Origin of the sequence: Niallia taxi (assembly GCF_004005475.1) — a bacterium.
In the GTDB taxonomy this organism is placed as follows: Bacteria; Bacillota; Bacilli; order Bacillales; family Cytobacillaceae; genus Niallia; species Niallia taxi.
The window spans coordinates 52,291-77,652 of the sequence record NZ_RZTZ01000004.1; the positions used below are offsets into that span (position 1 = coordinate 52,291).

A 25,362-nucleotide genomic window follows, 5' to 3' on the forward strand; every position below is an offset into this window, starting at 1 on the left:
CACCTGAGAAACATGTAATTGGATTATAAGAATAATTATAGTTCAACAGAACTGTTTAATACATTATTCTGCCTGAAAATGCTCTATATTAATCTTCCCAGTATAGAATCTTTAAAACATTATAAAGTGCCATAAGGAAGCGGGCTGAATTAATAATATGCTAAAATGAAGTAAATTTTAGGTTAGGAAGGGAAAAAATGAAAACAAAAATTACGGATTTATTGAAAATAGAGCGTCCAATCATTCAAGGTGGCTTAGCGTATTTAGGAAATGCAGAGCTTGCTGCAGCAGTATCAAATGCTGGCGGACTTGGTCAGATTACGGCAATGACACTAAACACACCAGAAAGACTGAAGGAAGAGATTCAAAAAGTAAGGAAGCTGACAGATAAGCCTTTTGGAGTCAATTTTGCGATTGGTTCTTATAATGGGGCTTATATGGAGCTTTTGGAAATGGCAATAGCAGAAAAAGTGAAAGTCATTTCCATCACAGGCGGTAATCCACAGCCTATTTTAGAGCGAATTAAAGGGGAAGGTATTTTATCACTTGTGCTCGTTTCAACTGTTAGACAAGCACTTAAAGCAGAGCTGCTTGGAGCTTCTGCTGTCATTGCAGTAGGGCAAGAAGGCGGGGGACATATTGGCAAGGATGATATCGGCACAATGGTTCTGATTCCACGAGTTGCAGAGTCCGTCTCAATCCCTGTTATTGCTAGCGGTGGAATTGGGGATGGAAGAGGTTTTCTCGCTGCATTAGCACTTGGTGCACAAGGAATTGAAATGGGAACCCGTTTTATAGCGACAGCTGAATGTGTCGACGCTATTCAAACATATAAAGCTGCACTTGTAGAAGGCACAGAGATGGACACTGTTGTTATAAAACGCACATTTGGTACCCCAGGAAGGGTTTTGAAATCAAATTATACGTTGGATATCATCGAGAAGGAAAGGCAAGGAGCCAAATATGAGGATTTAAAGAATAAGATAAGTGGTAAATCCAATTTAAAATTTATTTATGACGGTGATCAAGTAAATGGATTTGCATGGGCTGGACAGGTAATGGGACTAATTAATGATGTACCCACAGTTAGTGATTTAATGGATAAAATAATGAAGGATGCAACAGAAGGAGCGGTACGTCTTCAAAATATATGTAAGGGATAAAGAAGCCAGCAACATAGGCTAGCATAAAAGTATATAAAAGGGGATGCCATTATGGCACCCCCTAATTGCTTCTTATTTAAGCTGATGTAGCACCTTGTCCACCGTCTATACGGTAATAAGAGCCGGAAATGAACGATGCATCCTCTGAAGCCAAAAAGGCCATCAAGTTAGCGATTTCTTCAGCTGTAGCATAACGTTTCATTGGAACAGAGGCTTCAAACTGCTCTTTAGCATTATCTTCATTGCCTGGCATAGCATTTGTTTCAATAGATCGCATCATTTGCGTATCAACACCAGATGGAGCTACTGCATTTACACGAACGTTGTATGGAGCACCTTCCAGTGCTGCTGTTTTCGTTAACCCAATAACACCGTGTTTTGATGCAACATAAAGTCCCATTCCTGGAGCTCCAAGAAGCCCGCCGTTTGAAGCAGTATTAACAATCGCACCGCTTTTCTGTTCATTCATTACCTTAAGTACATACTTGAGACCATAGAAAACACCTTTTAGATTAACATTGATTACCGCATCAAAATTTTCTGCTGTTTGATCGACTAAATTAGCAAATTTGCCGTTAATTCCAGCATTATTAATGAAAACATCAATTCGTCCATAATGTTCTTTTGTTGCTTCAACAAAGCTTTTTACATCTTCTTCAACTGCAACATTTCCTTCTAGCAAAAGAATATGATCACTAGTGACCTCTGCTGCTACCTTTGTTAAATTCACTTTTTTTAGGTCAACTAACGCAAGTTTTGCACCTTCATTAGCAAACTTTTTTGCAGCAGCGATACCGATACCCCCGGCAGCTCCTGTAATTAAAACAACTTTTCCTGAAAAACTCATCCCAAATCCCTCCAGAAAATAAAAAAATTTTTTTGATTATGACATATCTTATTATAAAACTTTTCGCATTTCGAATCATTTATTTTGCCTAGAGTTAGTTCTCTTGCTATCTTTTTTTATCACAAATACATATAACTTAAACAAAAAATATTGCATTCATTGATTGAATCTGATAATATCGTTTCAAAGCTAATGATTATGAAAATTCAAAGAGGTGGTTCGATATTTATTCATTTGATGAAAAAGGGGAATTGCTTCCTGAAGAAGTGGACACAATCAATCGAATCACTAATATTCCGATTGAGTCTTTAAACCTTGATGCGATAGCGGTCGTTACGAACATTTACCGTGTAGCACAAGGGTTGAGAAATAAAATGGAACAGGAAGTGTTATCTGAGTATAGCCTGTCATGGACAGCATTTTCCATGCTTTATGATTTATGGGTATGGGAGTCTATAGAGACAAAGAAATTAGCCGAATCAAACGGTGTTTCGAAAGCAACGATAAGCAATATTACAAAAACACTCGAGAAAAAAGAGCTGTGCTACAGGAAAAGTGACATGAGAGATAGAAGAATTACTTATGTTGCCATTACAGATAAAGGCAAGCAAGTGATGGAGGAGCTGTATCCACGCTTTCATATTGGGGAAGTAGAGCTTGTTGCTGGTATGTCAGCGGATGAACAAAAATACATGTCAGCATTGCTTAGAAATGTAATTCGCGAAAATAATTTTTAATATAGAAATGCAATGAAAGGAAACCCAGTAGTAGTTATCTCCCTGTTGACAGAGAGTCGATGGTTGGTGCAAATCGACACAAAGATAACACGAATTACATTCCTGGAGCTGTCTTTGTTAAAGCAAGGACCGGATGAGCCGTTAATCGTTTGAGTGGAAGGACTAGTTTGTCCTTTAATAAGGGTGGTACCGCGTGCAAGAAACCACGTCCCTTTTTTGGGGATGTGGTTTTTTTATATTTTCATTTAGGAGGAATTGGAGATGGAGAAGTTAATGGAACAATTGACAGAGGAACAAAGAATAGAAGTAAAGCGACAAATGACCCTTTATAGCCAAGGAGTGCAAGAGATTATTCCGACAGAAGAGCTTGAAAGGAAAGTAGCAAAGTCTATTTTGGAAGATAAGCCACTGAAAATTAAGCTGGGGCTTGATCCATCAGCACCAGATGTCCATTTGGGCCATACGGTGGTTCTTAATAAAATGAGACAATTCCAAGAAAATGGTCATACGATACAATTAATTATCGGAGATTTCACAGGGAAAATTGGTGATCCGACAGGCAAATCGGTTGCTAGAAAGCAATTAACAGATGAAGAGGTCAAGCAGAATGCGAAAACATATTTCGAACAATTCGCCAAAGTTATTGATATGGATAAGGTCGAGCTTCATTACAACTCGACATGGCTCTCTAAGCTAAACTTTGAGGATGTTATTCAACTCGCAGGAAAAATCACTGTAGCAAGATTGTTGGAAAGAGATGATTTTGAAGAAAGAATGGCATTTAATAAACCTATTTCCTTACATGAATTTTTCTACCCTTTAATGCAGGGCTATGATTCAGTTGTCTTAAAATGTGATATTGAACTTGGTGGAACAGACCAGCACTTCAACATTTTAATGGGGAGACATTTTCAAGAGAAGTACGGAAGTGAAAAACAGGTAGCCCTGTTAATGCCATTATTAGAGGGGCTTGATGGTGTTGAAAAGATGTCCAAATCAAAGAAAAACTACATTGGCATCGATGAAAGCCCACAGGAAATGTACGGTAAAGCAATGTCTATTCCAGATGAATTGATGGCGAAATACTTTGAATTAATAACAGATTTGAAACCAGCTGAGATTAAAGAGTTGAAAGACCGGTTAGAAGCAGGCACACTTCATCCGAGAGATGCAAAAATGCTCCTAGCCAAGACAATCGTAAGGATGTACCACGGAGTAGAGGCAGCAGCGAAAGCCGAACAGCATTTTATTTCTGTTTTCCAGAAGGGCGTCATGCCAGAGGAAATTCCAGCAGTTCAATGGGAAGGAAATACAGAAATATCTCTCATTGATTTACTTGTGGAATTGAAATTATTAAGCTCTAAAAGCGAAGCTCGCAGGATGATTGAAAACAGAGGGGTCAAAGTAAACGGAGTAAAGGCAACTGATACAAAACTTGAGGTTACGATAAGTAATGGTTTAATTCTTCAAGTTGGTAAACGTAAATTCGTAGAAATTAAAACAGTTTAGTGTGAGGGAAAGAGGTGCGATGTTATGCACTTCTTTCTTTTTTTTCTAAATGAAACATTATTTGTAAGAAATCGTCTATAGGAATATAAAGAGGAGGGAAATTCAAATGAGAAAAAGTCTCGTGTTGTCAGTAGCCTTTATCCTTTTCCTTTTGACAAGTTGTTATCAAAAGGAGACAATCTCATCTAAACTTGCCATGGAAAAGGAAGTTAAAAAAATTGCTGTTTCAAGGATAAAAGACAGTGGAAGTCTTGCTGAATTAAATGGTCAAGATGCTAAAAAGCTAATCGAATATCTCACCATGCAATCAAGCAAGAAGGCATCGCAAATATGTCGTCCCCAGAATATATAGTTAAGCTATATACGAAAGCGGATGTTGAGCAAATATATGTTTGGATAGGGTAAACAGGAGAAACTGGCTCCTTGATGTTAGAAGATGATACGCACACAATAAATACTGTTTCAGCAAAAGTAACAGCTACTTTAAATGATTTATTGGCAATAAGTTTAAATAGAAGTAATTAGGGGGAAAGTACTAAGAAATTATTTTGACTTACAGTTTTTTTAGCTGTATTCTATATATGAATAGATGCTCATATAAACAAATATAAGATGCTCAATCAGGCTTGTTCGCTTATGTTATTAGAAATAAGCGGCATAATGTAATCAGGGGGGATTTAAATGGGACATAATCACAGTCATAGCCATGGTCATAGTTCAAATAAGAAGGTACTTCTGCTCTCTTTTATCATTATTACGAGTTATATGCTTATAGAGGCTGTTGGAGGCTTTATTACAAATAGTCTAGCACTTTTATCAGATGCAGGCCATATGTTAAGCGACTCCATCTCTTTAGTGATTGCGCTCCTTGCCTTCCAGTTAGGGGAGAAGGCGGCAAGTTTTAACAATACGTATGGGTTTAAGCGCTTTGAAATTATTGCGGCTATGATTAATGGTGTGACATTGATACTCATTTCGCTATATATCATTTATGAGGCAATTGGCCGCTTTGCTAATCCTCCAGAGGTTGCAACAACAGGGATGCTGATAATCAGCATTATTGGCTTATTGGTTAACGTGATTGTTGCTTGGATTATGCTGCGCGGGGGCAATACAGAGCATAACTTAAATATGAGAGGAGCCTTTCTCCATGTAATAAGTGACATGCTCGGGTCTGTCGGAGCAATTATAGCTGCCATTGTAATAATGGCGTTTGGATGGGGCTGGGCAGATCCCCTTGCCAGCGTTATCGTGGCTATCCTTATTTTGAGAAGCGGTTATTTCGTTATGAAGGATGCCCTGCATATATTGATGGAAGGAACACCACAGAATGTAAATGTAAAGGAAGTCATTGAAATAATGGAAAAGGCAGAAGGAATACAAGGTATTCATGATTTGCATATTTGGTCCATTACGAGTGAGCTAAATGCCCTTTCCTGTCATGCTGTCGTGGCCAATGATTTAACAGTTGCCGAAAGTGAAAAAATACTGCGCCATCTAGAGCATGAACTCGAACATAAAGGCATTACACATATGACCATTCAATTAGAAACAGGCACTCATAATCATGAGAATACAATACTTTGCCAGGCAAAGACAAAGCCAGTTCATGCCCATCATCATCATTGATAAGAATGCAAAAACGAGATGTCTACTTTAGACATCTTGTTTACTAATCCTAATACTCAGAAGTAATAATAGGCGTTCCAATTGTAACATCAACTTGATCTGTCGACTGACTAGTCGCTCTGTATGCAATGTGAAGATTCATATATTCATTGTTTCCAATAGATAGTTTATTTTCCCATCTTTTCGTGTAAGCAGATAAGGAAATGAAGTTTTCTTCCTTTAGGCTTTGAACTTCCTCTCCTGAAAAGCTAGCCATAACTTTGGAAGATTCTGAATACAAGGATTGATCTATATTGGCAGTTCCTTGAATAGTGTAAAATACGGAATAATCCTCTATTTTTTGCTTATATAAGTTGTAAATGGCAGGCCATTTACTTTCATTCCACTTTCCTTTTATATCATATGTAATACTTAAATTGTATTTGTTGTTTTGGGAGTAAATAGTAATTAAAACCTTTTCTTCTTTCAATCCCAATTTAGATGACTTCTTTTGTCCTTCAATTTTATAATAACCTTTCTCTGCTTGCTCTTTAGACCATGTAAACTCTTTTTCCGTTTTCATATAAGCTGCTACTGCTTTATCAAGGTCGCTCATTTTCGTAAATTGTTTAATTGGTTCTTTTATATACATAGACCATGTGTTTACTTGGATATTGTTTTGAACAGCGATTTTTGTTATTTGACTTAATTCATTATCCTCATAAAAGGCCTTTGTTTCTTTTGTTGTTATCGTAACTAATAGTAAAAAGCATATAACCATTAATATTGTTTTTTTCATCGTCTCAACTCTCCCTTATACAAGAAGGATAACCATATGGGAGAGTATTTATACTAGATTAATATATTAAATATAAAAGGCTGTCAAGGAAGTCCTGACAGCCTGAAACTATTACAGTTTATTTATTTGAGTTTGGTATTTTCCTTGCTACACCTGTTTCAACAGCGGCCTTGACGACTGCATCGCGAATTTTATCTACTACTTTATTGTTGAATACAGAAGGGATAATATAGGATTCGCTTAATTCCTCGTCAGAGACGGTCGAAGCAATTGCTTCTGCGGCAGCTAATTTCATGGCTTCATTTATTTCACTTGCCCGACAATCTAATGCACCGCGGAAAATGCCCGGAAAGCAGAGCACATTATTGATTTGGTTAGGATAATCGGAGCGTCCTGTTGCCATTACTCGTACATGAGGGGATGCCAAGTCAGGATCAATTTCAGGAACTGGATTTGCCATAGCAAAAACAATGGCATCTGTTGCCATTTTCTGGACATCCTCCACCTTTAAAGTACCTGGGGCAGAAACACCAATAAATACATCGGCTTCACCTATTACGTCTGAAAGGCTGCCTTGGAGGTTCTCTGGATTAGTCATTTCTGCATATGCCTGCCAATGTGGGTTACTGTATGAACCGCCGCGATAAATAGCACCATTTCGATCAACACCGATTACATTCTTGGCACCTGCTGCTAAAAGGATTTTCGTGCAGGCAATTCCTGCTGCTCCAATTCCATTAATGACAACTTTAATATCTTTGACGTTTTTTTGGACGATTTTCAAAGCATTAAGCAAACCGGCATAAATGGCCACAGCTGTTCCGTGCTGGTCATCATGGAATACAGGGATATTCAATTCACTCTTCAGTCGTTGTTCTATTTCAAAGCAGCGGGGAGAGGCAATGTCTTCAAGATTTATTCCTCCAAATGTAGGGGAAATCGATTTGACAATGCGAATGATTTCCTCTGTGTCCTTTGTATCAAGGCAAATCGGAAATGCATCGACATTTGCCAACTGCTTAAACAGCATTGCTTTCCCTTCCATAACTGGCATGGCCGCTTCTGGACCAATATCTCCAAGTCCAAGCACTGCTGTTCCATCTGTGACAATCGCTACCGTATTGCTTTTCATGGTGAGAGAATAAACCTTGCTTGGGTCGGCATGTATCGCTTCACTGATGGCAGCGACTCCAGGTGTATAAACCCTTGACAGGTCATCACGGTTTTTAATCCGAACCTTTGGCTTCATTTCAATCTTGCCGCCTAAGTGAAGAAGGAATGTACTATCAGATACATTGACAACTTTAACTCCTGCCAATTTGGAAATGGCACTCACTACCTGTTGGCCATGATTGTTATTGTGAACACGGACGGTTATATCACGAACCGTACTTGTTTTGCTAGAGGATATAACGTCAAGCCCAATAATATCTCCGGCTTCATCTCCGATTACATTTACGATTTCCCCTAAAGAAATGATATTAGTCTCCAATTGTATGCGAATAATAATATTCATGCTAGCTCCGCTCGGTATCGACATCAAATCCACTCCCATTAAGTATTAGGTGTTATAAGCCAAACATTGGAAACAGGCAATAGCAGAAGTAATCAATAGAGTGTGTTTGTTCCAGCAATAAGGCTTTACATAAAAAAGCTGCTTAGCAAACTAGTTCGTAAATCAGCTCCCTTCAAAACAATCCATCTTGCTATAAAACAAGAGTTTTTCTAGCTATGAAATAGAAGCTAAAAATAAGAACGAGAGATTTAACTGTACACTTCATTAAAAATAATAATGTAAGCGCTTAAAAAACGCAAATGATATTCCTGTAAAGAAGGTGATAAGTATGTCAATAAAATTATTAAAATGGAAAAATAGTAATTAGCACCAAACGATAATTCGATAAGGGGTAGTTTGTGCTGGAATACTTTTTGTGGTTGGACCATAAAGAACGATAAGATTGCGGTTTATCGGCAGCTTGGAAAAGGGCTGGCCATTTTTCAAAAGTATGGGGGTGTTTGGCGATAAATTTAGTTTCAGACTGCCATCACTGCTTACTAAATGACTATTAAAATAGTCAGCTTTAACATTTTGATAAGGAACCTCCTTAGCGATTGCCAGTGCTTGGTATTGTGGTGGATAAATAAGTGGAACAGGGGCATTTCCATCATAAAATCCTGTTACGCGATCGCCAGGCTGCACGATTAATTGATCGATAAAGAAGGTGGAGGGACTAATGATAAAATTAACAATACCGCCTGAACTGTCCTCTAATGCAAAGATTTTATAACAGCCATCATTTTCTCCGGTATGAAAATCATCTATACTTCTGACGATGCCTTGATAGGAATAAAATTTGATCATGCTTACTACCTCCATTTCTAAAAAAACTATTTGAAAAACATCCTAATTATGATGAAAGTACCTTTATTTTTGCCCAGAAGAAACAATGCTTTCGTAAATGGAAAAATCGCTAGCTACACAAATTTGGTAAATAGAACAAAAGTATTTTTATGCGGAGTGCTGTCATTTTAGTACTGATTTGAACATTTTTACAGGCAGGGATGCACTATATAATAAACTGTCTTTAGATGTAGCGTAATTAACAAAGAGTTACACTTCATCTGTAAATATAACCTTCCTTGCCAAACAGGGAGTTTTCCTTCAAGATAAAAAAGAGAAGCAGATAAAGGGAAAAGGACGTTATCATGAAAAAAATATTATTACTACTGGCGATTGTTATCGCTGCTGTCTGTCTCGTTGTTTATTTACAACAGGATGACACAGACACAAAAGAACAAGAAACAAAGGTAGCAGCAGCTAAGCAGATACTTTATGTAGCAGAAGATGGGGACGACGAAAATGCCGGGACCATCGAAGAACCGTTCAAGACATTGGAAAAGGCTAGTGAAGAAGCTACTCCTGGTACTACTGTGTATATACGGGAAGGAACCTATTATGAGGCTTTAAATGTGAACCATAGTGGAACGAAAGCAGACCCAATTACTTTTGAAGCTTATAAGGGAGAAAAAGCTATTATCAGTGGTGAAAATACGGAGGATGCAGAGGAGGACACTGCTCTCGCATCTATTATCGATAAAAGCTATATTACTATAAAAGGTCTAATGTTTTCAGATTTATCTACGAGGCTTGCAGATGAAACGGTCATGGGAATATACGTTGCAGGTAACAGTAATCATATAACAATTAAAGATAATACTGTCCGAAATATTAAAACACTTCATGATGAGGGAAATGGTCATGGCATTGCCTTTTATGCAACAAAAGCTATGAAAGACATAAGGATAGAAAATAATCTTGTTGAAAACTTAAAGCTTGGTGCGAGTGAAGCGCTTGTTTTAAATGGAAATATTGATGGATTTGTAATTTCGCATAATACTGTCCGCAATAATGACAATATTGGAATTGATATGATTGGCTATGAGGGCACAAGTAAAGAGAATGATTATGTTCGAAATGGAACGGTCGATCACAATATTGTGTACAACAATACATCATTTGGAAACCCTGCTTATGGAGAGGACTACAGTGCTGGGGGGATTTATATTGATGGTGGCAGGGATATTACGATAGACCAAAATACTATCTACAATAATGACCTTGGGATTGAAGCAACGTCTGAACATCTTAAGAAATATGCCATTAATATTGCTATTACCAATAATACTGTATATGAAAATAATTATACGGGGATTTCTATTGGTGGTTATGATACGGATCGAGGAGGCACAAAGGACTCAACTATTTCTAAAAATATATTGTACAAAAACGATATTAAAGGACTGGACGGCGGACAATTAATGCTGCAGCACGATACGAGCGGCAATAAAATCGAAAAAAATATCCTTTCGTCAAGTGATAACGGAATATTCATTGTTAATTATTTCACTGCTAATACAAAAAATACTCTCTCAAGCAATATCTATGAAAAGGAAGAGGAGAAGGAGCCCCTTTGGGTTTGGAAAAACGACGAATATACAAGCATTACTGCCTTCCAAGAAGCAACAGATAGTGACAGTAATTCCAAGTATACGGATCCAGATTTTGCAGATGCAGAAAGTGGTGATTTTACGCTTAATGCTGACTCTCCTGTGAAGAACATGATTGAATAAATCCTATTAAAGTTAATGCATAGTACTGTTATGCATTAACTTTTTTTGTCAGTATATCAAGATGCAACCACAGGTTGCGCCTTGATGCGCATAGAACTATCTTTACTTTATTACTAATTTTCATAATATAAAAAGTGTAAAGGCAGGCGAACAAGAAGATGATTTTTGGTGAGCGTTTGAAACAAGAACGGGAAAAAAAGGGGTGGTCTCAGCTAGCTCTCTCAGAGAAGATTCATGTTAGCCGTCAGTCTGTTTCCAAATGGGAAACTGGCAAGAACTATCCCAGTATTGAAATAATCATTCATTTGAGTGATTTATTTGGTGTTACAATCGATGAAATGCTAAGGAGCGATAAAGAATTGAAGGACAAAGTGATTAAAGATAGCAAGAAGCTCGCATATCCGAAATGGAAGGTGTTCTTTGAGAGCATATTTACAATTGGTGTTCTGATGATAGTAGGAAAAATAATAATCATGCTGTTAAATCATTTTGGTGTTACAGACATTAGCTTAGAAGGGCTGCCAAAGGGAACTTCTTTCCTGCCATTAATTTTAATGCTTGTTGGCGGAATTGGAGCAGATCAGCTGAAAAATAAATATATAGATTAACTGGTTAATGGTTCACTTACAACATCATACTCAATCCTAAGCTCCATTGATTCTAATGCTGTTTTCTGCCAGCCTCTAAAAGTACATTATTACAGGGTATGTCGGTAAATATAATAAAAGAAGTAAAAAACCAAAAATAAAAACCGTAACGTTATACTGTACAGTTTTTGTAAAGCATGTTATCATTATATATAAATAATAATGGATAGAAAGGGTGAGTAACTTGGGGAGGCGTTATTGCGTATCGGAAAAGTGGCGGAATTAAGCGGTTTATCATCGAGGACAATTGATTACTATACTCAAATTGGGTTGCTGGAGGTACAGCGGTCTTCCTCTAATTACCGCCTATATCCAGAGGACGTTCTAGAAACACTGAAAAGAATTAAGATATTAAAACAGCAAAGGATGTCCATGGAGGAGATTAAGGAAGTGCTCCAATCAGACGTTTCAGTGGACATCGAACCGATTATTTGCGACGTACAGGATGAAATAAATTGCTTGCAAAAAAAGCTGTCTCTTCTTGAAGAAAAACTAAAAAATGTACCACCAGAAGAAAAACTGAAGGTATATAAACGAATTGAACCAAAAATGACAGCAATTATGACGCTGTTAGCATTGTTATAACTATTTATTTACGGAGGTGAATCCCTCAACTTGAGGGAACTGATTGGACATAATTACTCTTACAAATCTGTTCATACTTGTAATCTTGATCGTACTTACGGCATTTTTCGTCGGCTCTGAGTTTGCGGTCGTTAAAATTCGAATGTCGCGAATCGATCAGCTGATTGCAGAAGGGAACAAAAAAGCAGTAATGGCAAAAAAAGTGGCCGGTAATCTCGATTATTATCTCTCAGCCTGTCAGCTGGGTATTACCGTGACAGCATTAGGACTTGGAGCACTCGGAAAACCTGCAATAGAACGTATTCTTTACCCGGTGTTTGATTTGTTGAATGTGCCTGGGTCTGTATCTTCAATCGCTTCCTATGCGATTGCATTTATCCTAGTTACTTTCTTGCATGTTGTCGTCGGTGAAATGGCGCCTAAAACATTAGCAATTGAGTTTCCAGAGAAGCTGACATTGATGTTATCAGGACCGTTGTATTGGTTTGGTAAAATTATGTACCCATTCATTTGGGCATTAAACGGTGCGTCTGGGAGAATTCTGCGAATCTTTGGTGTAAAACCAGCAGGACATGAGCATGCCTACTCTGAAGAAGAGTTGAAGATAGTCATGGCACAAAGCTATCAAGGCGGAGAATTAAACGAGACAGAGCTAGAATATATGGAAAATGTCTTCGCATTTGATGAGCGTGTTGCAAAGGATATTATGGTCCCGAGGACATCTTTAATTACATTGGATCAAGATATGAATAGAGAAGATATCATTAAAGTATTGGATGAGTTTAATTATACACGTTATCCAGTAACAATAGATGGTGATAAAGACAATATCGTCGGAATGGTCAACATCAAAAAAATGTTATCCAATATGGCAACAGGTAGAAACCGTCAGCTCAAGGAATTTATTCGTGACTTACCAATAGTATTAGAAGTTACTCGAATTCAGGATATTTTGTACAAAATGCAAAAAGAAAGAATTCATATGGTATTGGTCATTGATGAGTACGGAGGTACATCTGGAATCTTGACAATGGAAGATATTCTGGAGGAACTCGTTGGTGAGATTAGAGACGAATTTGATGCAGATGAAGTGGAAGATATTCAAAGCATCGGAGAATATCGTTATTTAGTAAATGGCCGAGTATTACTGGAAGACTTGGAAGAGCAATTTGGCATCAGCTTTGATGAAAAGGAAACGATTGATACAATCGGAGGATGGATGCAGTTTCAGTTAGTGGATAATGTTCAACTGGATGATCAAGTCGAATATGGAAAGTATGTATGGACAGTCACCGAAATGGATAATTATCAGATTAAACAAGTTGCATTGACACGTTTGGAATCAAGTGAGGATGCTATTGAGGTTCTTAACTAATCAGTTAATTAGCAAGACAAACTTTATTAATAGGAGCGCATGAATTGGACGGATTTATAGTGTTAAATTTGTTTTTAGTAGCCGTATTTATCGGGTTGACTGCATTTTTTGTAGGTGCTGAGTTTGCGATATTGAAGGTAAGGATGTCACGGATCGATCAATTAATAGCAGAAGGTAATAAAAAGGCTTTGATAGCAAAAAAGGTTGCGCAAAATCTCGACTTTTACCTGTCTGCCTGTCAGCTGGGAATCACAATAACTGCACTAGTACTTGGTGCATTAGGCGAACCTACAGTAGAGAAAATGCTTCATCCTTTATTCGAAAGGTTTAATGTTCCAGAAGCTTTAGCAACAGTGCTGTCTTATGCGATTGCCTTATCAGTCGTTACATTTCTCCATGTGGTTCTTGGAGAGCTAGCACCTAAAACATTGGCAATTCAATATGCTGAAAGAATGACGCTTATGCTTGCGCCGCCATTATACTGGTTCGGTAAAATAACAAAGCCCTTCATAACTGCTTTAAACGGCTCTTCCCGTGCTCTTCTTCGAATGTTCGGGGTAAAACCAGCTGGTCATGAATCAGTCCATTCTGAGGAAGAATTAAAGCTGATTGTCACACAAAGTTATGAAAGTGGTGAAATCAACAGAACAGAGCTGGAATATTTAGAAAATATCTTTGCTTTCGATGAGCGAATTTTGAAGGATATTATGATACCGAAGGAGCTCATTGTTTCTGTAGAAAAAGGCATGTCATTTACGGAATTAATTACGATTTTAGATGAGCATGAATACACAAGATATCCTGTTACCGAAAACGGAGTATTTATCGGGTTTATTAACACAAAAGAAATGCTGACAAATATTGTTGCAGGAAGAGAAATTAAGTTGGGGAAATTTATCCATAAACTCCCAAGCTTTATGGAGACAGCTCCTATTAAGGATGCTCTTTTGAAAATGCAGCAAAGCAGCACACATTTAGCAATTGTGAAAAATAACAACGGGCAAACAGTTGGTATTGTTTCGATGGAAGATATTTTGGAAGAAATCGTCGGTGAAATCGGGGATGACCTGATGGATGCTGTACCGGCTAAATAAAAGGAAAGGGAGAGGGAAATATGTTTCTAATCTATTTTTTGATAATCTTGATTGTTCCTATATTTGCACAGCTTCGAGTGAGAAGTGCATATAAGAAATACTCAAAAGTTAACACGTCTTCACATATGTCTGGCAGAGAGGTTGCCAGAAGAATACTAGATTCAAATGGTTTATATGATGTTTCTATAGAAGAAACAAGAGGAGTTTTATCTGACCACTATGATCCACGCTCAAAGGTAGTTCGTCTCTCTTCTGACAACTATCATGGTCATTCTGTGGCAGCAGCAGCCATTGCTGCCCATGAGGTAGGCCACGCAATTCAGGATCAGCAAGAATATGCGTTCCTGCGTTTCCGACATGCACTTGTTCCAGTTGCAAACATCGGTAGCAACTTCTCTTGGATTTTGATTTTGATCGGGATGATTGCTGGCTTAAGCAACTTCGTATTGCTGGGAATCGTGTTTATGGCAGCAGCCGTACTATTTCAGTTTGTGACATTGCCAGTCGAGTTTAATGCCTCAAGCAGAGCCATGGACGAAGTAGTCGGCCTCGGAATTATTCGCAATGACGAAGAAAGAGAAACAAAAAAAGTTCTAAACGCAGCAGCGTTGACATATGTAGCAGCAGCTGCTGTTGCAGTCCTTGAATTACTTCGTTTAATCCTTATATATACAGGAATGCAACGAAGCGAAGATTAATAAGCAAAGCACCTTTCCTTAACCTGGATAGGTGCTTTTTTTTGTTATGTAATAAGAGTTAGCCGCAATATAAGGGGACATAAATTTTGACTATAAAAATAATTATTAATTAATAACAGTGAATATGGTAGAATCTAATGAATATAAGATTGAATATTGAAAAAATTAAACAAGCAGAATGATTCCATTCGGAAAGGAATAGCAATGAAGGATTTATCAAGGAAGATACAAGGAATTAAAGCTGCTAAAGTTAGACAGATGTATGAGTTATCACAGGGGTTGGATGATGTAGTCAGCTTTGTAATAGGGGAACCTGAGTTTGACACGCCGAAAAACATTATCGATGCAGCAAAGAAGGCAATGGACAATGGAGAAACTCACTATACGCCAAATGCAGGTATACTTCCTTTGCGCGTTGCAGTTAGCAAACATTTTCTAGAATTCGATAAGGTCAGCTACAATCCAGAGGATGAAATTTTTATCACAGTTGGAGGAATGCAGGGGTTATCTTTATCATTGTTAATCCTCACAAATCCAGGTGATGAAGTGATTGTAAGTGATCCTTGTTATACAAATTACTTTGGCATGATTGAAATGAATAATGCTGTGCCTGTAACGGTTCCTGTATTTGAGGAGGAAGGCTTCAATTTCACAGAGGAGCGCCTGAGGAAGGCAATAACGCCTAAAACAAAGGCGATAATATTAAACTCACCCTCGAATCCGACAGGTGCAGTCGCTAGCAGGGACACAATGGAAATGATCGCTCGGCTTGCAATTGAATATGATATATATGTCATTTTTGATGAGGTATATAAATATTTGACTTATGATGAGCCTTTCTTTAATATTGCAAGGATTTCAGGTATGAAAGATAGGACGATTATTATTGATTCCGTATCTAAGTCCTTTGCAATGACAGGGTGGCGGGTTGGCTATTGTCTGGCTCCTAAACCAATCGTTGCACAAATGCAAAAAATCCAAGAATTCATGCTATCCTGTGTGAACACACCAGCACAATATGCCGCGATAGAGGCATTAACAGGCCCAACAGATGCCTATACCAGCATGAATGAGCAATATAAAGAGCGCAGAAGCATCATGGTGGAACGGATCAATCAGATTGATAAGATTTCTTGTCTGATGCCAAAGGGAGCGTTTTACGTATTCATGAATATAAAGGAAACTGGTTTAACCTCTGATGAATTTGCACTTAAGCTTTTGCACGAACAGCATGTAGTCGTTTCACCTGGTGACTGCTTTGGAACGATGGGAGAAGGATACGTGAGGCTCTCATATGCTTCTTCTGTTGATAATATCCATAAAGGCTTTGATAGGATTGCGAGATTTATTCAAAATTTAACTGCCAAAGTCTAAAGCACTAAGCTAGGAACAATCTGCATTTGCACCTAGCTTTTATTTATTTTTTGCTTGTTTATAGTTAAATTCGGCGAAACTATTAAAAAAGATAAAAAGGAGGAGTGAAAATGTGCGGCAGATATTCCTTAATAAGTGAGCTAGCCTTTCTACAAGCTGAAATCGATTTCGAATTTTACGAGGAAATTTCGCCAAGATACAATATATCACCGGGACAGGATATTCTTGCAGTAGGTTATAACAATGGACGCAGGGTTGGGAGTTATCTGCGATGGGGACTAGTCCCATTTTGGGCAAAGGATGAAAAAGTAGGATTCAAGCTAATTAATGCTCGAATGGAGAGTATTGATGAAAAGCCATCCTTCAGGCAAGCCTTTCAAAGTAGAAGATGTTTAATTGTTTCTGATGGATATTACGAATGGAAAAAGACAGAGGGCGGAAAGAGGCCTTTTCGGTTTGTTATGAAAGACAGAAAGCCATTTGCCTTTGCAGGATTATATGAGGTGTGGAAAAAAGAAGACGGTACACAGCCGCTTGGCAACATGCACCATTATTACCACGAACGCTAACGACATAACAAAGGATATTCATGACAGAATGCCAGTAATTTTAAAGAAGGAGGACTACAATCAGTGGCTTAATCCGAAGATTGACGATTATAAACAACTAAAACAGCTTCTCGTCCCATATGAAACAGAAGCAATGATAAAATATGAAGTTTCAACACTTGTTAACTCTTCCAAAAATGATGGTGAGATATTGACGGCTCCACTTAATAGTAAGTAAACACAAAAAAAATTACTTTTAAGTAAAAAATACTAGGAGCATTTAAAGTAAAAGTCCTAAAAAGATTGACAATAATCGCAACAAACCGCTAAAGGTATAGGAATTTTTGAAATGAATTGATAAGGTAAGTTTGTAAGGGGAAGTATGAGATAAGCATTTGTAATAGAGAGTGATAAAGTGGCTAGTAATCACTAATCCTCAGAAAGTCTGTTAAAGATTTGATTCCTGTTTTTAGATTTGGAAATGGGATGTATTTATAATGAAACAGTACTAATTGCCAAAGGGTTTCTAGGAAATAAAAGCATTGAGTATTGTCACCCTTTTGGGCGCTTTGCTGCGTTAAACAGACCGAGTAAAATCACATAACTCCTAGCATACCCCTAAGTGCCTGGGAAAGGACGTTGTAAGTGTTTTGTGACAACGGCTGTAAGAACGGTAGGCATAAAATTCTGTCTATAATAATGAACTGTTTTGCGAACGTTAAGTAAAAGGCCTTCTAGATTGGCAATTCCCAATAAGCAAAGCTTATAAATGCTTATCTCTCCATCCCCTTACACCCTTAATGATGTTTAGGAATTAGATCATGTCTTCCTCCTTTTAACAGTTTCCCCTTTTGGAAGCTGTTTTTTTTTATTAGCTTCTAGAACCTCTTAGCTGAGATATTTTTTATAAGGATAGTGAATTTTCTGATTAGGTATATATAGTAAAAAATAGGGTAAAATTTCCTATCGCAATCTATGTAGAAAGAAGTTAAAATAGCAATAAGTTCTTTATAAAGAACGGATGATTCAGAGTTTAATAAATAGTTTAAAAAGATTAATTCCTAATAATAGTTTAGGTAAGCGTATTCAAGTTAAATGCAAAAAAATTTAAATATTCATTAAAAGTAAAGTTTTGTTCTTATAAAAGAATCACTGTAGTTTTTCTGGAACAGCATTATTATTTCCAGATGAATAAGAAAGGATGTTAGAAGTGTTTTCTAAAATAAAAAAATTTATGCGGTTAGATATGCAAAGAAGGACTCTTCTGATAGAAGCATTTTTTTATTTGGGAAGGGCAAGATACTTGAAGTTACTGCCTTTTGAAAAGATAGCACCTTCCTTAGGAGAACAGTCTACTGAAACATCAATCAATTCGTCTATCCATTATCAAATGATAACAGACGTTTCTTATGCAGTGATAACAGCAAGTAAGCATACATTTTGGGACAGCAGTTGTCTCGTTCAGGCAATTGCTGCTACTAGAATGTTAAATAAAAGAAAAATAGAAAGTACCCTTTATATGGGAATAGCAAGGGACGAGGATGGCAGTATGATTGCACATGCATGGGTGCGCAGCGGTTCATTATATGTTACCGGTGCCGAAACGATGAACAAATTTACTGTTGTGAAAACTTTTGCGAAGGGTCCTGTTTACAAACAGGGCTTTAGCAGTAATTAAGAAAACCATCGTAAAATGGGAAATTAGGAGTATATTTTATGAAGAATCTATTGCTTTTTCTCAAGAAATTGGTTGAGGTCACGGGGAGAAAGATTTATCTTAACTTTTTTTTGAGCTTATTAATTAGTGCATTAGAGGGCATAGGTATTTATTTATTAGTACCTATGTTGGCGGTAATTGGAGTATTCGATATGCAAATGGATAATGTATTTCCAATAAACTACATAATGAGAGGGATTGAGAGAATTCCTTTTGATGTCAATATTTCTTTTATACTTATTTTGTATTTTTTGTTGATAACAGGTCAAGCTCTCCTTCAGAGATACCAATCTATTGCCAACACAGGGATACAGCAAAATTTTATAAAAAAATTAAGGTTGGATTTATATAAATCCTTAAACGGAGCAAAATGGGAGTTCTTTATTGGTAAAAGAAAGTCAGATTTTAACTATATATTAACAACAGAGATTGCAAGGGTTGGGTCTGGGACTCATAGTGTGATTCAGTTGTCTAGTCTAATATTTTTTACCTTTATACAAGTAATGCTGGCGTTTTTATTGTCTCCTTTACTTACTGTCATTGTACTAGTAAGTGGAACGGCATTAGCTGTTTATATGAAGAAGTTTTTGAAAAGCTCTAAAGCACTTGGAAGAGAAACAACTGATTTAATGAATGAATACTTTGGTGGTATAACCGACCAATTTAATGGCATTAAGGATATGAAAAGCAATATGCTGGAAGAATCCTATTTACATTGGTTCCGTGGGAAATCTAATGCGATTGAATCTAATGTTATGAAGTTAGTCAGACTTAGTTCGACATCAACATTAGCTTACCGGATTGCTGCAGCCTTACTTATTGTGCTGTTTGTGTATGTATCTCTTAATATGATGCATATTGCCAATGAAAAAGTAGTTCTTATTATTCTTATCTTTTCTAGATTATGGCCAAAGTTTACATCCATACAAACTAATTTGGAACAGATTATTGCTATGCTGCCTGCTGTAGAAAATGTGTTAAATGTACAAAAGGAAAGTGAGAAGCATCAAGAATTTAAACTTAGTATTCAAAAAAACTGGAATAAAAGTCAAGCTTATGTTGCTGCTATTGAGTGCAAAAACATAAGCTATCGATATGACACTAGACAACAGATAATGGCGTTATCTAACATTGATATTTGTATTCGTAATAATGAAACAACTGCCATTGTAGGGAAATCAGGAGCTGGAAAAACAACACTAGTTGATATGATTATGGGCTTGCTAAAGCCGGAACAAGGACAGGTGCGAATTAATAATCAACCGTTAAATGATGATAATTTGCTTGCATTTAGAAGTTCTATTAGTTATGTATCTCAGGATCCGTACTTGTTTCATACTACTATTAGAGAAAATTTGCTTATGGTGCAGCCTGAAGCTTCAGAAGCAGAAATATGGGAAGCCTTATCTTTTGCCGCAGCGGCAGAGTTCGTTAAGAAACTGCCTTTAGGCTTAGACACAATTATTGGTGACAGAGGAATGAAGCTTTCGGGCGGACAGCGGCAGCGGATCATACTGGCCAGAGCAATATTAAGAAAGCCTTCCATCCTAGTATTGGATGAAGCTACAAGTGCACTTGATAGTGAAAATGAGAAGAAGATTCAGGAATCAATTGACCTACTTAAAGGGAAAATGACAATAATAATTATTGCCCATAGGCTGTCCACCATCCGAAATGCGGACAATGTCATTGTGCTTGAGGATGGAAAGGTAATCCAAGAGGGGGCATATCACCGATTGTCTCAAACTCAAGGTGCTTTAAGGACCATGTTAAATACCCAAGAATTAGCTTTAAATCAAACCTTAGCTTAAAAATTCGCGCATCGTACTACTGCAGAATACTTTCAGTGAAAATATAATTGCTAATGTTGATAAAATATGATATGTTCTTTATATAGAACAAAATAAAGGGGAAATTAATTTTTTTTACTTGTTAGTTCTTAATAAAGAATAAATGCGTAAATTCGGTGTTAGGAGATCAGATATGAGTGCGATTGTTGGTATTTATCATCTAAATGGCGTCCATGCTACGGACGAACAAGGTTATAACATAATGAAGCATTTTCAAAAGTTTCCCTCTGATGCAACTGAAGTATGGAAACAAAATGAAATTCTTTTTGGCTGCATGGCTCAATGGATTACACCAGAATCTATAGGCGAGCAGCTGCCATTCTATGATCCTATTCGCCAATATGCTATTACAGCAGATGCCATTATTGATAATCGCAAGGAACTTGCTAATCTTTTAGGTTTAGATAAATTAGAAAGTAAGTCGATTACTGACAGCAGTTTAATTCTGCTTGCTTATGATAAATGGCTCGAAGATACACCTAAATATTTAATAGGGGATTTTGCTTTCATGATATGGGATGAAAGAAGGAAAAGACTATTTGGAGCAAGAGATTTTTCAGGATCACGAACGCTCTACTACTATCGCAAAAATGGTCACTTCTCCTTTGCCACTTTACTAGAGCCATTATTAAATAGTGGTCATGTAAGCTCACAATTAAATGAGGAATGGCTAGCAGAATATTTGGCAGTATCTGCTGTTACTGATACGGCAGATGCTTCTATCACTCCCTATCAGGATATTGCACAACTGCCTCCTTCTCATAGCATTATTGTAACAAGTAATTCAATTCGGGTAACAAGATATATGACATTGAAGGCTGGTTCAACATTAAAATTAGGTTCTAATGAAGAATATATAGAGGCTTTTCAAGCAATCTTTCAGGAAGCAGTCAATTCACGCTTAAGAACGCATGGTCAGATAGGTGCACAGTTGAGCGGAGGGTTGGATTCAGGAGCAGTAGTCAGCTTTGCTTCCAAAAGTCTGAAAAAGTCAAATGAAAGTCTTCATACCTTCAGTTATGTACCGCCTAAAGATTTTCACGACTTTACACCAAAGCATCTTTTGGCAGATGAGACGCCGTATATTAAGTCCACTGTTCAATATGTTGGTGGAATAAACGATTATTATTTAGATTTTCAAGGAAGCAACTCTTATACAGATATAGATGAAGTGCTGGATATTATGGAAATGCCCTATAAGTTTTTTGAGAATTCCTTTTGGATAAAGGGGATATTTCAAAAAGCTGAGGAAGAAAAATTAAAAGTGCTTTTAAGTGGAGAGAGAGGCAACTTATCTATTTCATGGGGAACAGCTCTAGACTATTACTCTTCTTTATTTAAAAAAGCACGGTGGATAAAGCTTTATAAAGAACTGACCTTCCATTCTAAGAGAGTAGGAGGATCTAGACTTAAAAAGTTCAATATTATTAGTAAATCAGCATTATTAAACAAAGGGACAGCAAGTGATAATTACCCCATTCTAATAAATCCTAACTTTGCAAATAAAACTGATGTATATGAAAAGCTTGCAGCTAAAGGCATGGATAGAAGCGGTTGGTATGATTCCAGGGTAACTGATGAAAGAGCGAAGCATTTTGAAGATGTGTTTCAATGGAATACAACGAATTCCTTAGCAACAAAATTATCGTTGAAACATGGCCTTTGGAAAAGGGACCCTACTAACGATTTGAGAGTCATTAATTTCTGTTTATCACTGCCAGAAGAGCAATTTGTCCAAGATGGATTAGACAGAGCTTTAATTAGGCGATCAACTAAAAGCTATTTACCAGATAATGTTCGTTTAAATCAAAGAGTTAGAGGAGTACAGGGAGCAGATTGGGTTCACCGTATGGTTCCAGATTGGCAGTTATTTGTGAATGAAGTCCAAATGATGAGTCAAAACGAACAAATGATGGAGTATCTTAACCGAGAGGCAATCCATTCTGGATTAGAGAAAATAAAGGAAGGCCCGATAGTCGAGCATGATACTGACCTGGATTATCGAATATTAATGAGAAGTTTAATTGTATACAGGTTTCTAACAAAAAGTTATTGAAAGGAGGTGAGAGTAAATGAAACTAGAATGGAAAAGTCCTGAATTGGAAGTATTGGACGTGAAAATGACAATGGCAGCTCCAAACCCTGGAACGCGCCTTGATGCTTCTTTCAACGCTGGTACAACATTCCCAGAATTAACTTGGAGCTAAGAAGCTATTATTAATACTTACCTATTAATCTCACAACCTTCTATAGAGGAGGGTTGTGAGATTATATGTACGAACTGATTTCAATGCAATAATTGAGGTGTAATTTATGAAGCTACAAAACATAATGTCATATCAAGCATTTGGTTTTAATATAGTTAGCGAAATAGACTTGCCTGAATTACAGCAAGGGATTATATCAAATGTTAGAGGGCAGATAACCATTTCTATAAACAATCTTTCAGAAATGTGGTCTGAACTTTCCGATGATTGTACTGGTCCTTTTGTTGTCTCCAAAGAGTATATTATGTTTCGTGTAGAGGGAGTAGCCATCTTTCTAATAAAAGACGGTAATGCAATCGTAGTTTCACCATTGCAGCCTAATAGGGAAGATGAAATTCGTCTATATATACTTGGAACATGTATGGGAGCGATATTATTACAAAATAATATTTTACCTCTTCATGGAAGTGTGTTGTCTATTGATGGCAAGGCATATGGAATTGTTGGTGAATGTGGTGCAGGAAAGTCAACCTTAGCAAGGGCATTTATAAAAAAAGGATATAAACTTTTAAGCGATGATTTAATACCAGTAACATTTATTAATAATATTCCACAGGTGATTCCTTCATACCCTTACCAAAAGCTTTGGGAGGAAAGTCTGGCAGAATTTAATATGAAATCAGAAAACTATCTACCTATTGTATATAGAGAATCAAAATATTCTGTGCCAATGGAGGATCTATTTGAAAGCGAAACAATCCCACTAGCTGGAATCTTTGTATTGAATAAACAAGATGGAGATAACATAGAATTAAAGGAGCTTAATAGCATAAATGCTATCCAAGAAATATCTGAGCATACGTATCGGAATTTTCTTATTCAAAGACTAGGGCTGTTGAACTGGCATTTTCAGCTATCAGCAAAAATAATTGAAAATATCCAAGTCTTTAAACTGGTTAGACCAACGTCCCGATTTACAGCAAACGAGTTAACAGACGTAATTATTAAAGAGATTAATGGAGGAAAGTCTAAATGAGTGAATTGAAAAATGTTTTATTAGCAGAGAATAGAACAATCTGTCAATCAGAAGGACAAATAGTAAGTGATATGAATGGTGAAAAGGTAATGCTCAGCATTTCAAATGGAAAATATTATAATTTAGGCACGACTGGTGGAGCAATTTGGGAGCTTATTCGTACTCCAATAACCTTTGATGGAATTATCGTCAATCTTACTGAAAAGTATGATGTTAAAAAAGAAGAATGTGAAAAAGAAGTTATTAACTTTTTAGAAGTACTATGGAAGGAAGATTTAGTTAAGGTATCCAATATTGCCTAACAAATCCTCTTATTGAAATTGAGTTTTATATGGAATTTATCTTGCACATTAAAGTAAATTACTTTGTGGTTGTTTACTTTAGTGTGCAAGAATCACCTAATAATAGAATCAAAACAAGCAATCCCCTAGAAAATATTTTCTAGGGGATTGTTTGATATATGGATGAATTTAAATTGGATTCAGCTCGTTTTGCACTAAATTTAGAGTGTTTATAAAATATTTAATTTGCCGCATCGAATACAAGTGTGCCGGAAATAATGAAATTTATGCTTTCGTTTTACAATGCATAACAATTTTCCTAAATACAAGTGAATCAACTCCGATATAAAATATTAGAATATTATAAATACTATTATACTGGCATCAGAATTTTGAACAATTGTTCTTAATAACGAAAAATTATTTTATATAAATTCTTTCTAAAGAACTATTATTTGAGTTAAAAATAATTTAATTAGAGATAATTTTCCTCAAAATTACATAGTAAATTACAACAAATCATAGGTAAATCTATCAAGACTCCGCAGATTTAAAATGTAACAATACTTTTTAAATCACCATAGTGAAGTGAAAATAGCAGTAATAAATACCTAATTGTAATAGTTTTATTCTTGAAATAGTCACGACTTAGCAAAAAACAGTTCCTAATCAATTAGGTTATTGACACAATGTATACAAACGTATACATTATTATTATAAAAAACGTATACAAACGTATACAGATAAGAGGGATGAAAAATGAAGCATGAGGAATTCAGAAAAGAAAAGCATCACGGGAGGGACCATCATAAGCGGAAGGACAGAGGGCATAAAGGCGCAAAAACATTTCGTCGTGGCAGGGCAATTGCTTTTCTGGAGATGATGAATCTGAAGCGCTCCACAATCAAACAGCAGTTGGAGGCTCCTGAATTTCAAACAATTCAGCCGATTTTAGTTGGAGAATTGAAGGCTATTGATATGGTAATAAACGAGTTTATTCAATTGTTTGAAATTCAAGAGAATGAAATGTCGGAAACTGCACAAGAAGATATGGGAGCAGGGGAACTTCCTTTACAAAAGAAGGTGGATTCTCAGGATTTGGAGGATGGGGGTGGATTGGAGTAATCCAATCCGTTTTCGTGGTAAGGGGGGAGTT

25 protein-coding genes and 1 other annotated feature are annotated in these 25,362 nt (G+C 36.7%); of the genes, 21 read left to right on the forward strand and 4 right to left on the reverse strand.

What is annotated here, in order from left to right; all coding sequences use genetic code 11:
* Nucleotides 1–197 precede the first annotated feature (197 nt).
* On the forward strand, nt 198–1,163 hold the full coding sequence (locus EM808_RS11740; protein ID WP_127738412.1) for an NAD(P)H-dependent flavin oxidoreductase: 966 nt from the start codon (nt 198–200) through the stop codon (nt 1,161–1,163).
* A gap of 76 nt (nt 1,164–1,239) precedes the next feature.
* Here EM808_RS11740 and EM808_RS11745 read toward each other — a convergent pair whose 3' ends face one another.
* Nucleotides 1,240–2,010 carry an SDR family NAD(P)-dependent oxidoreductase gene (locus EM808_RS11745; RefSeq protein ID WP_127738413.1) on the reverse strand — a complete coding sequence of 257 codons (771 nt, stop codon included), beginning with the start codon at nt 2,008–2,010 and terminating at the stop codon, nt 1,240–1,242.
* Nucleotides 2,011–2,261: 251 nt separating this feature from the next.
* On the opposite strand from EM808_RS11745, the gene EM808_RS11750 reads away from it, so the two are divergent.
* From EM808_RS11750 to EM808_RS11765, 4 genes are all read left to right on the forward strand, one after another.
* On the forward strand, nt 2,262–2,747 hold the full coding sequence (locus EM808_RS11750; protein ID WP_310649073.1) for a MarR family transcriptional regulator: 486 nt from the start codon (nt 2,262–2,264) through the stop codon (nt 2,745–2,747).
* Between the two features lie 3 nt (nt 2,748–2,750).
* Nucleotides 2,751–2,963, forward strand: a binding site (T-box leader).
* A gap of 45 nt (nt 2,964–3,008) precedes the next feature.
* Nucleotides 3,009–4,256, forward strand: a complete 1,248-nt coding sequence (tyrS, locus tag EM808_RS11755) for a tyrosine--tRNA ligase (protein ID WP_127738415.1) — start codon at nt 3,009–3,011, stop codon at nt 4,254–4,256.
* Nucleotides 4,257–4,362: 106 nt separating this feature from the next.
* The gene (locus EM808_RS11760; protein WP_127738416.1) at nt 4,363–4,608 is read left to right on the forward strand and encodes a hypothetical protein; all 246 of its coding nucleotides are present in this window, start codon (nt 4,363–4,365) and stop codon (nt 4,606–4,608) included.
* A gap of 329 nt (nt 4,609–4,937) precedes the next feature.
* Entirely contained in the window at nt 4,938–5,885 is a 948-nt protein-coding gene (locus EM808_RS11765; protein WP_127738417.1) for a cation diffusion facilitator family transporter, read from the forward strand.
* A 49-nt stretch (nt 5,886–5,934) separates the two neighbouring features.
* Here EM808_RS11765 and EM808_RS11770 read toward each other — a convergent pair whose 3' ends face one another.
* The 3 genes from EM808_RS11770 to EM808_RS11780 all read right to left on the reverse strand — a co-directional run bounded on the left by EM808_RS11770 (nt 5,935) and on the right by EM808_RS11780 (nt 9,025).
* Nucleotides 5,935–6,663 (reverse strand): YwmB family TATA-box binding protein, encoded by a 729-nt coding sequence (locus tag EM808_RS11770; RefSeq protein WP_127738418.1) that lies wholly within the window; start codon nt 6,661–6,663, stop codon nt 5,935–5,937.
* 118 nt (nt 6,664–6,781) lie between these two features.
* Nucleotides 6,782–8,203, reverse strand: coding sequence for an NAD-dependent malic enzyme (locus EM808_RS11775; RefSeq protein WP_127738419.1), 1,422 nt, complete (start codon nt 8,201–8,203; stop codon nt 6,782–6,784).
* Nucleotides 8,204–8,542: 339 nt separating this feature from the next.
* Nucleotides 8,543–9,025, reverse strand: coding sequence for a hypothetical protein (locus EM808_RS11780; RefSeq protein WP_127738420.1), 483 nt, complete (start codon nt 9,023–9,025; stop codon nt 8,543–8,545).
* A gap of 341 nt (nt 9,026–9,366) precedes the next feature.
* Between EM808_RS11780 and EM808_RS11785 the strand changes: the two genes are divergently transcribed.
* The 16 genes from EM808_RS11785 to EM808_RS11855 all read left to right on the forward strand — a co-directional run bounded on the left by EM808_RS11785 (nt 9,367) and on the right by EM808_RS11855 (nt 25,331).
* A complete protein-coding gene (locus tag EM808_RS11785) occupies nt 9,367–10,794 on the forward strand; it encodes a right-handed parallel beta-helix repeat-containing protein (RefSeq protein WP_412973747.1) in 1,428 nt (475 codons plus the stop codon).
* 158 nt (nt 10,795–10,952) lie between these two features.
* Nucleotides 10,953–11,402, forward strand: coding sequence for a helix-turn-helix domain-containing protein (locus tag EM808_RS11790; RefSeq protein WP_127738422.1), 450 nt, complete (start codon nt 10,953–10,955; stop codon nt 11,400–11,402).
* 237 nt (nt 11,403–11,639) lie between these two features.
* Complete coding sequence (locus tag EM808_RS11795) at nt 11,640–12,026, forward strand: MerR family transcriptional regulator (protein ID WP_127738423.1); 387 nt, start codon at nt 11,640–11,642, stop codon at nt 12,024–12,026.
* A gap of 43 nt (nt 12,027–12,069) precedes the next feature.
* The gene (locus EM808_RS11800; RefSeq protein ID WP_127738424.1) at nt 12,070–13,401 is read left to right on the forward strand and encodes a hemolysin family protein; all 1,332 of its coding nucleotides are present in this window, start codon (nt 12,070–12,072) and stop codon (nt 13,399–13,401) included.
* A gap of 44 nt (nt 13,402–13,445) precedes the next feature.
* Entirely contained in the window at nt 13,446–14,495 is a 1,050-nt protein-coding gene (locus EM808_RS11805; protein WP_127738425.1) for a hemolysin family protein, read from the forward strand.
* 20 nt (nt 14,496–14,515) lie between these two features.
* The gene (locus EM808_RS11810) at nt 14,516–15,193 is read left to right on the forward strand and encodes a zinc metallopeptidase (RefSeq protein ID WP_127738426.1); all 678 of its coding nucleotides are present in this window, start codon (nt 14,516–14,518) and stop codon (nt 15,191–15,193) included.
* A 156-nt stretch (nt 15,194–15,349) separates the two neighbouring features.
* Entirely contained in the window at nt 15,350–16,567 is a 1,218-nt protein-coding gene (locus EM808_RS11815) for a pyridoxal phosphate-dependent aminotransferase (RefSeq protein ID WP_205685847.1), read from the forward strand.
* A 110-nt stretch (nt 16,568–16,677) separates the two neighbouring features.
* Nucleotides 16,678–17,136 carry an SOS response-associated peptidase gene (locus EM808_RS11820; protein ID WP_328590379.1) on the forward strand — a complete coding sequence of 153 codons (459 nt, stop codon included), beginning with the start codon at nt 16,678–16,680 and terminating at the stop codon, nt 17,134–17,136.
* Nucleotides 17,066–17,353, forward strand: coding sequence for an SOS response-associated peptidase family protein (locus EM808_RS29655; RefSeq protein ID WP_328590380.1), 288 nt, complete (start codon nt 17,066–17,068; stop codon nt 17,351–17,353). The genes EM808_RS11820 and EM808_RS29655 overlap by 71 nt, the downstream gene beginning before the upstream one ends.
* Nucleotides 17,354–18,316: 963 nt before the next feature.
* The gene (locus EM808_RS11825; protein WP_127738427.1) at nt 18,317–18,793 is read left to right on the forward strand and encodes a lasso peptide biosynthesis B2 protein; all 477 of its coding nucleotides are present in this window, start codon (nt 18,317–18,319) and stop codon (nt 18,791–18,793) included.
* A 38-nt stretch (nt 18,794–18,831) separates the two neighbouring features.
* The gene (locus EM808_RS11830; protein ID WP_127738428.1) at nt 18,832–20,643 is read left to right on the forward strand and encodes an ABC transporter ATP-binding protein; all 1,812 of its coding nucleotides are present in this window, start codon (nt 18,832–18,834) and stop codon (nt 20,641–20,643) included.
* Between the two features lie 172 nt (nt 20,644–20,815).
* A complete protein-coding gene (locus EM808_RS11835) occupies nt 20,816–22,738 on the forward strand; it encodes an asparagine synthase-related protein (protein WP_127738429.1) in 1,923 nt (640 codons plus the stop codon).
* Between the two features lie 16 nt (nt 22,739–22,754).
* Complete coding sequence (locus tag EM808_RS11840; RefSeq protein WP_127738430.1) at nt 22,755–22,889, forward strand: paeninodin family lasso peptide; 135 nt, start codon at nt 22,755–22,757, stop codon at nt 22,887–22,889.
* Nucleotides 22,890–22,995: 106 nt separating this feature from the next.
* A complete protein-coding gene (locus tag EM808_RS11845) occupies nt 22,996–23,925 on the forward strand; it encodes a phosphoenolpyruvate carboxykinase (ATP) (RefSeq protein WP_127738431.1) in 930 nt (309 codons plus the stop codon).
* Entirely contained in the window at nt 23,922–24,227 is a 306-nt protein-coding gene (locus tag EM808_RS11850) for a lasso peptide biosynthesis PqqD family chaperone (RefSeq protein ID WP_127738432.1), read from the forward strand. Before EM808_RS11845 ends, EM808_RS11850 begins: the two co-directional genes overlap by 4 nt.
* Before the next feature lie 738 nt (nt 24,228–24,965).
* Nucleotides 24,966–25,331 (forward strand): hypothetical protein, encoded by a 366-nt coding sequence (locus EM808_RS11855; protein ID WP_127738433.1) that lies wholly within the window; start codon nt 24,966–24,968, stop codon nt 25,329–25,331.
* Nucleotides 25,332–25,362: the final 31 nt, after the last annotated feature.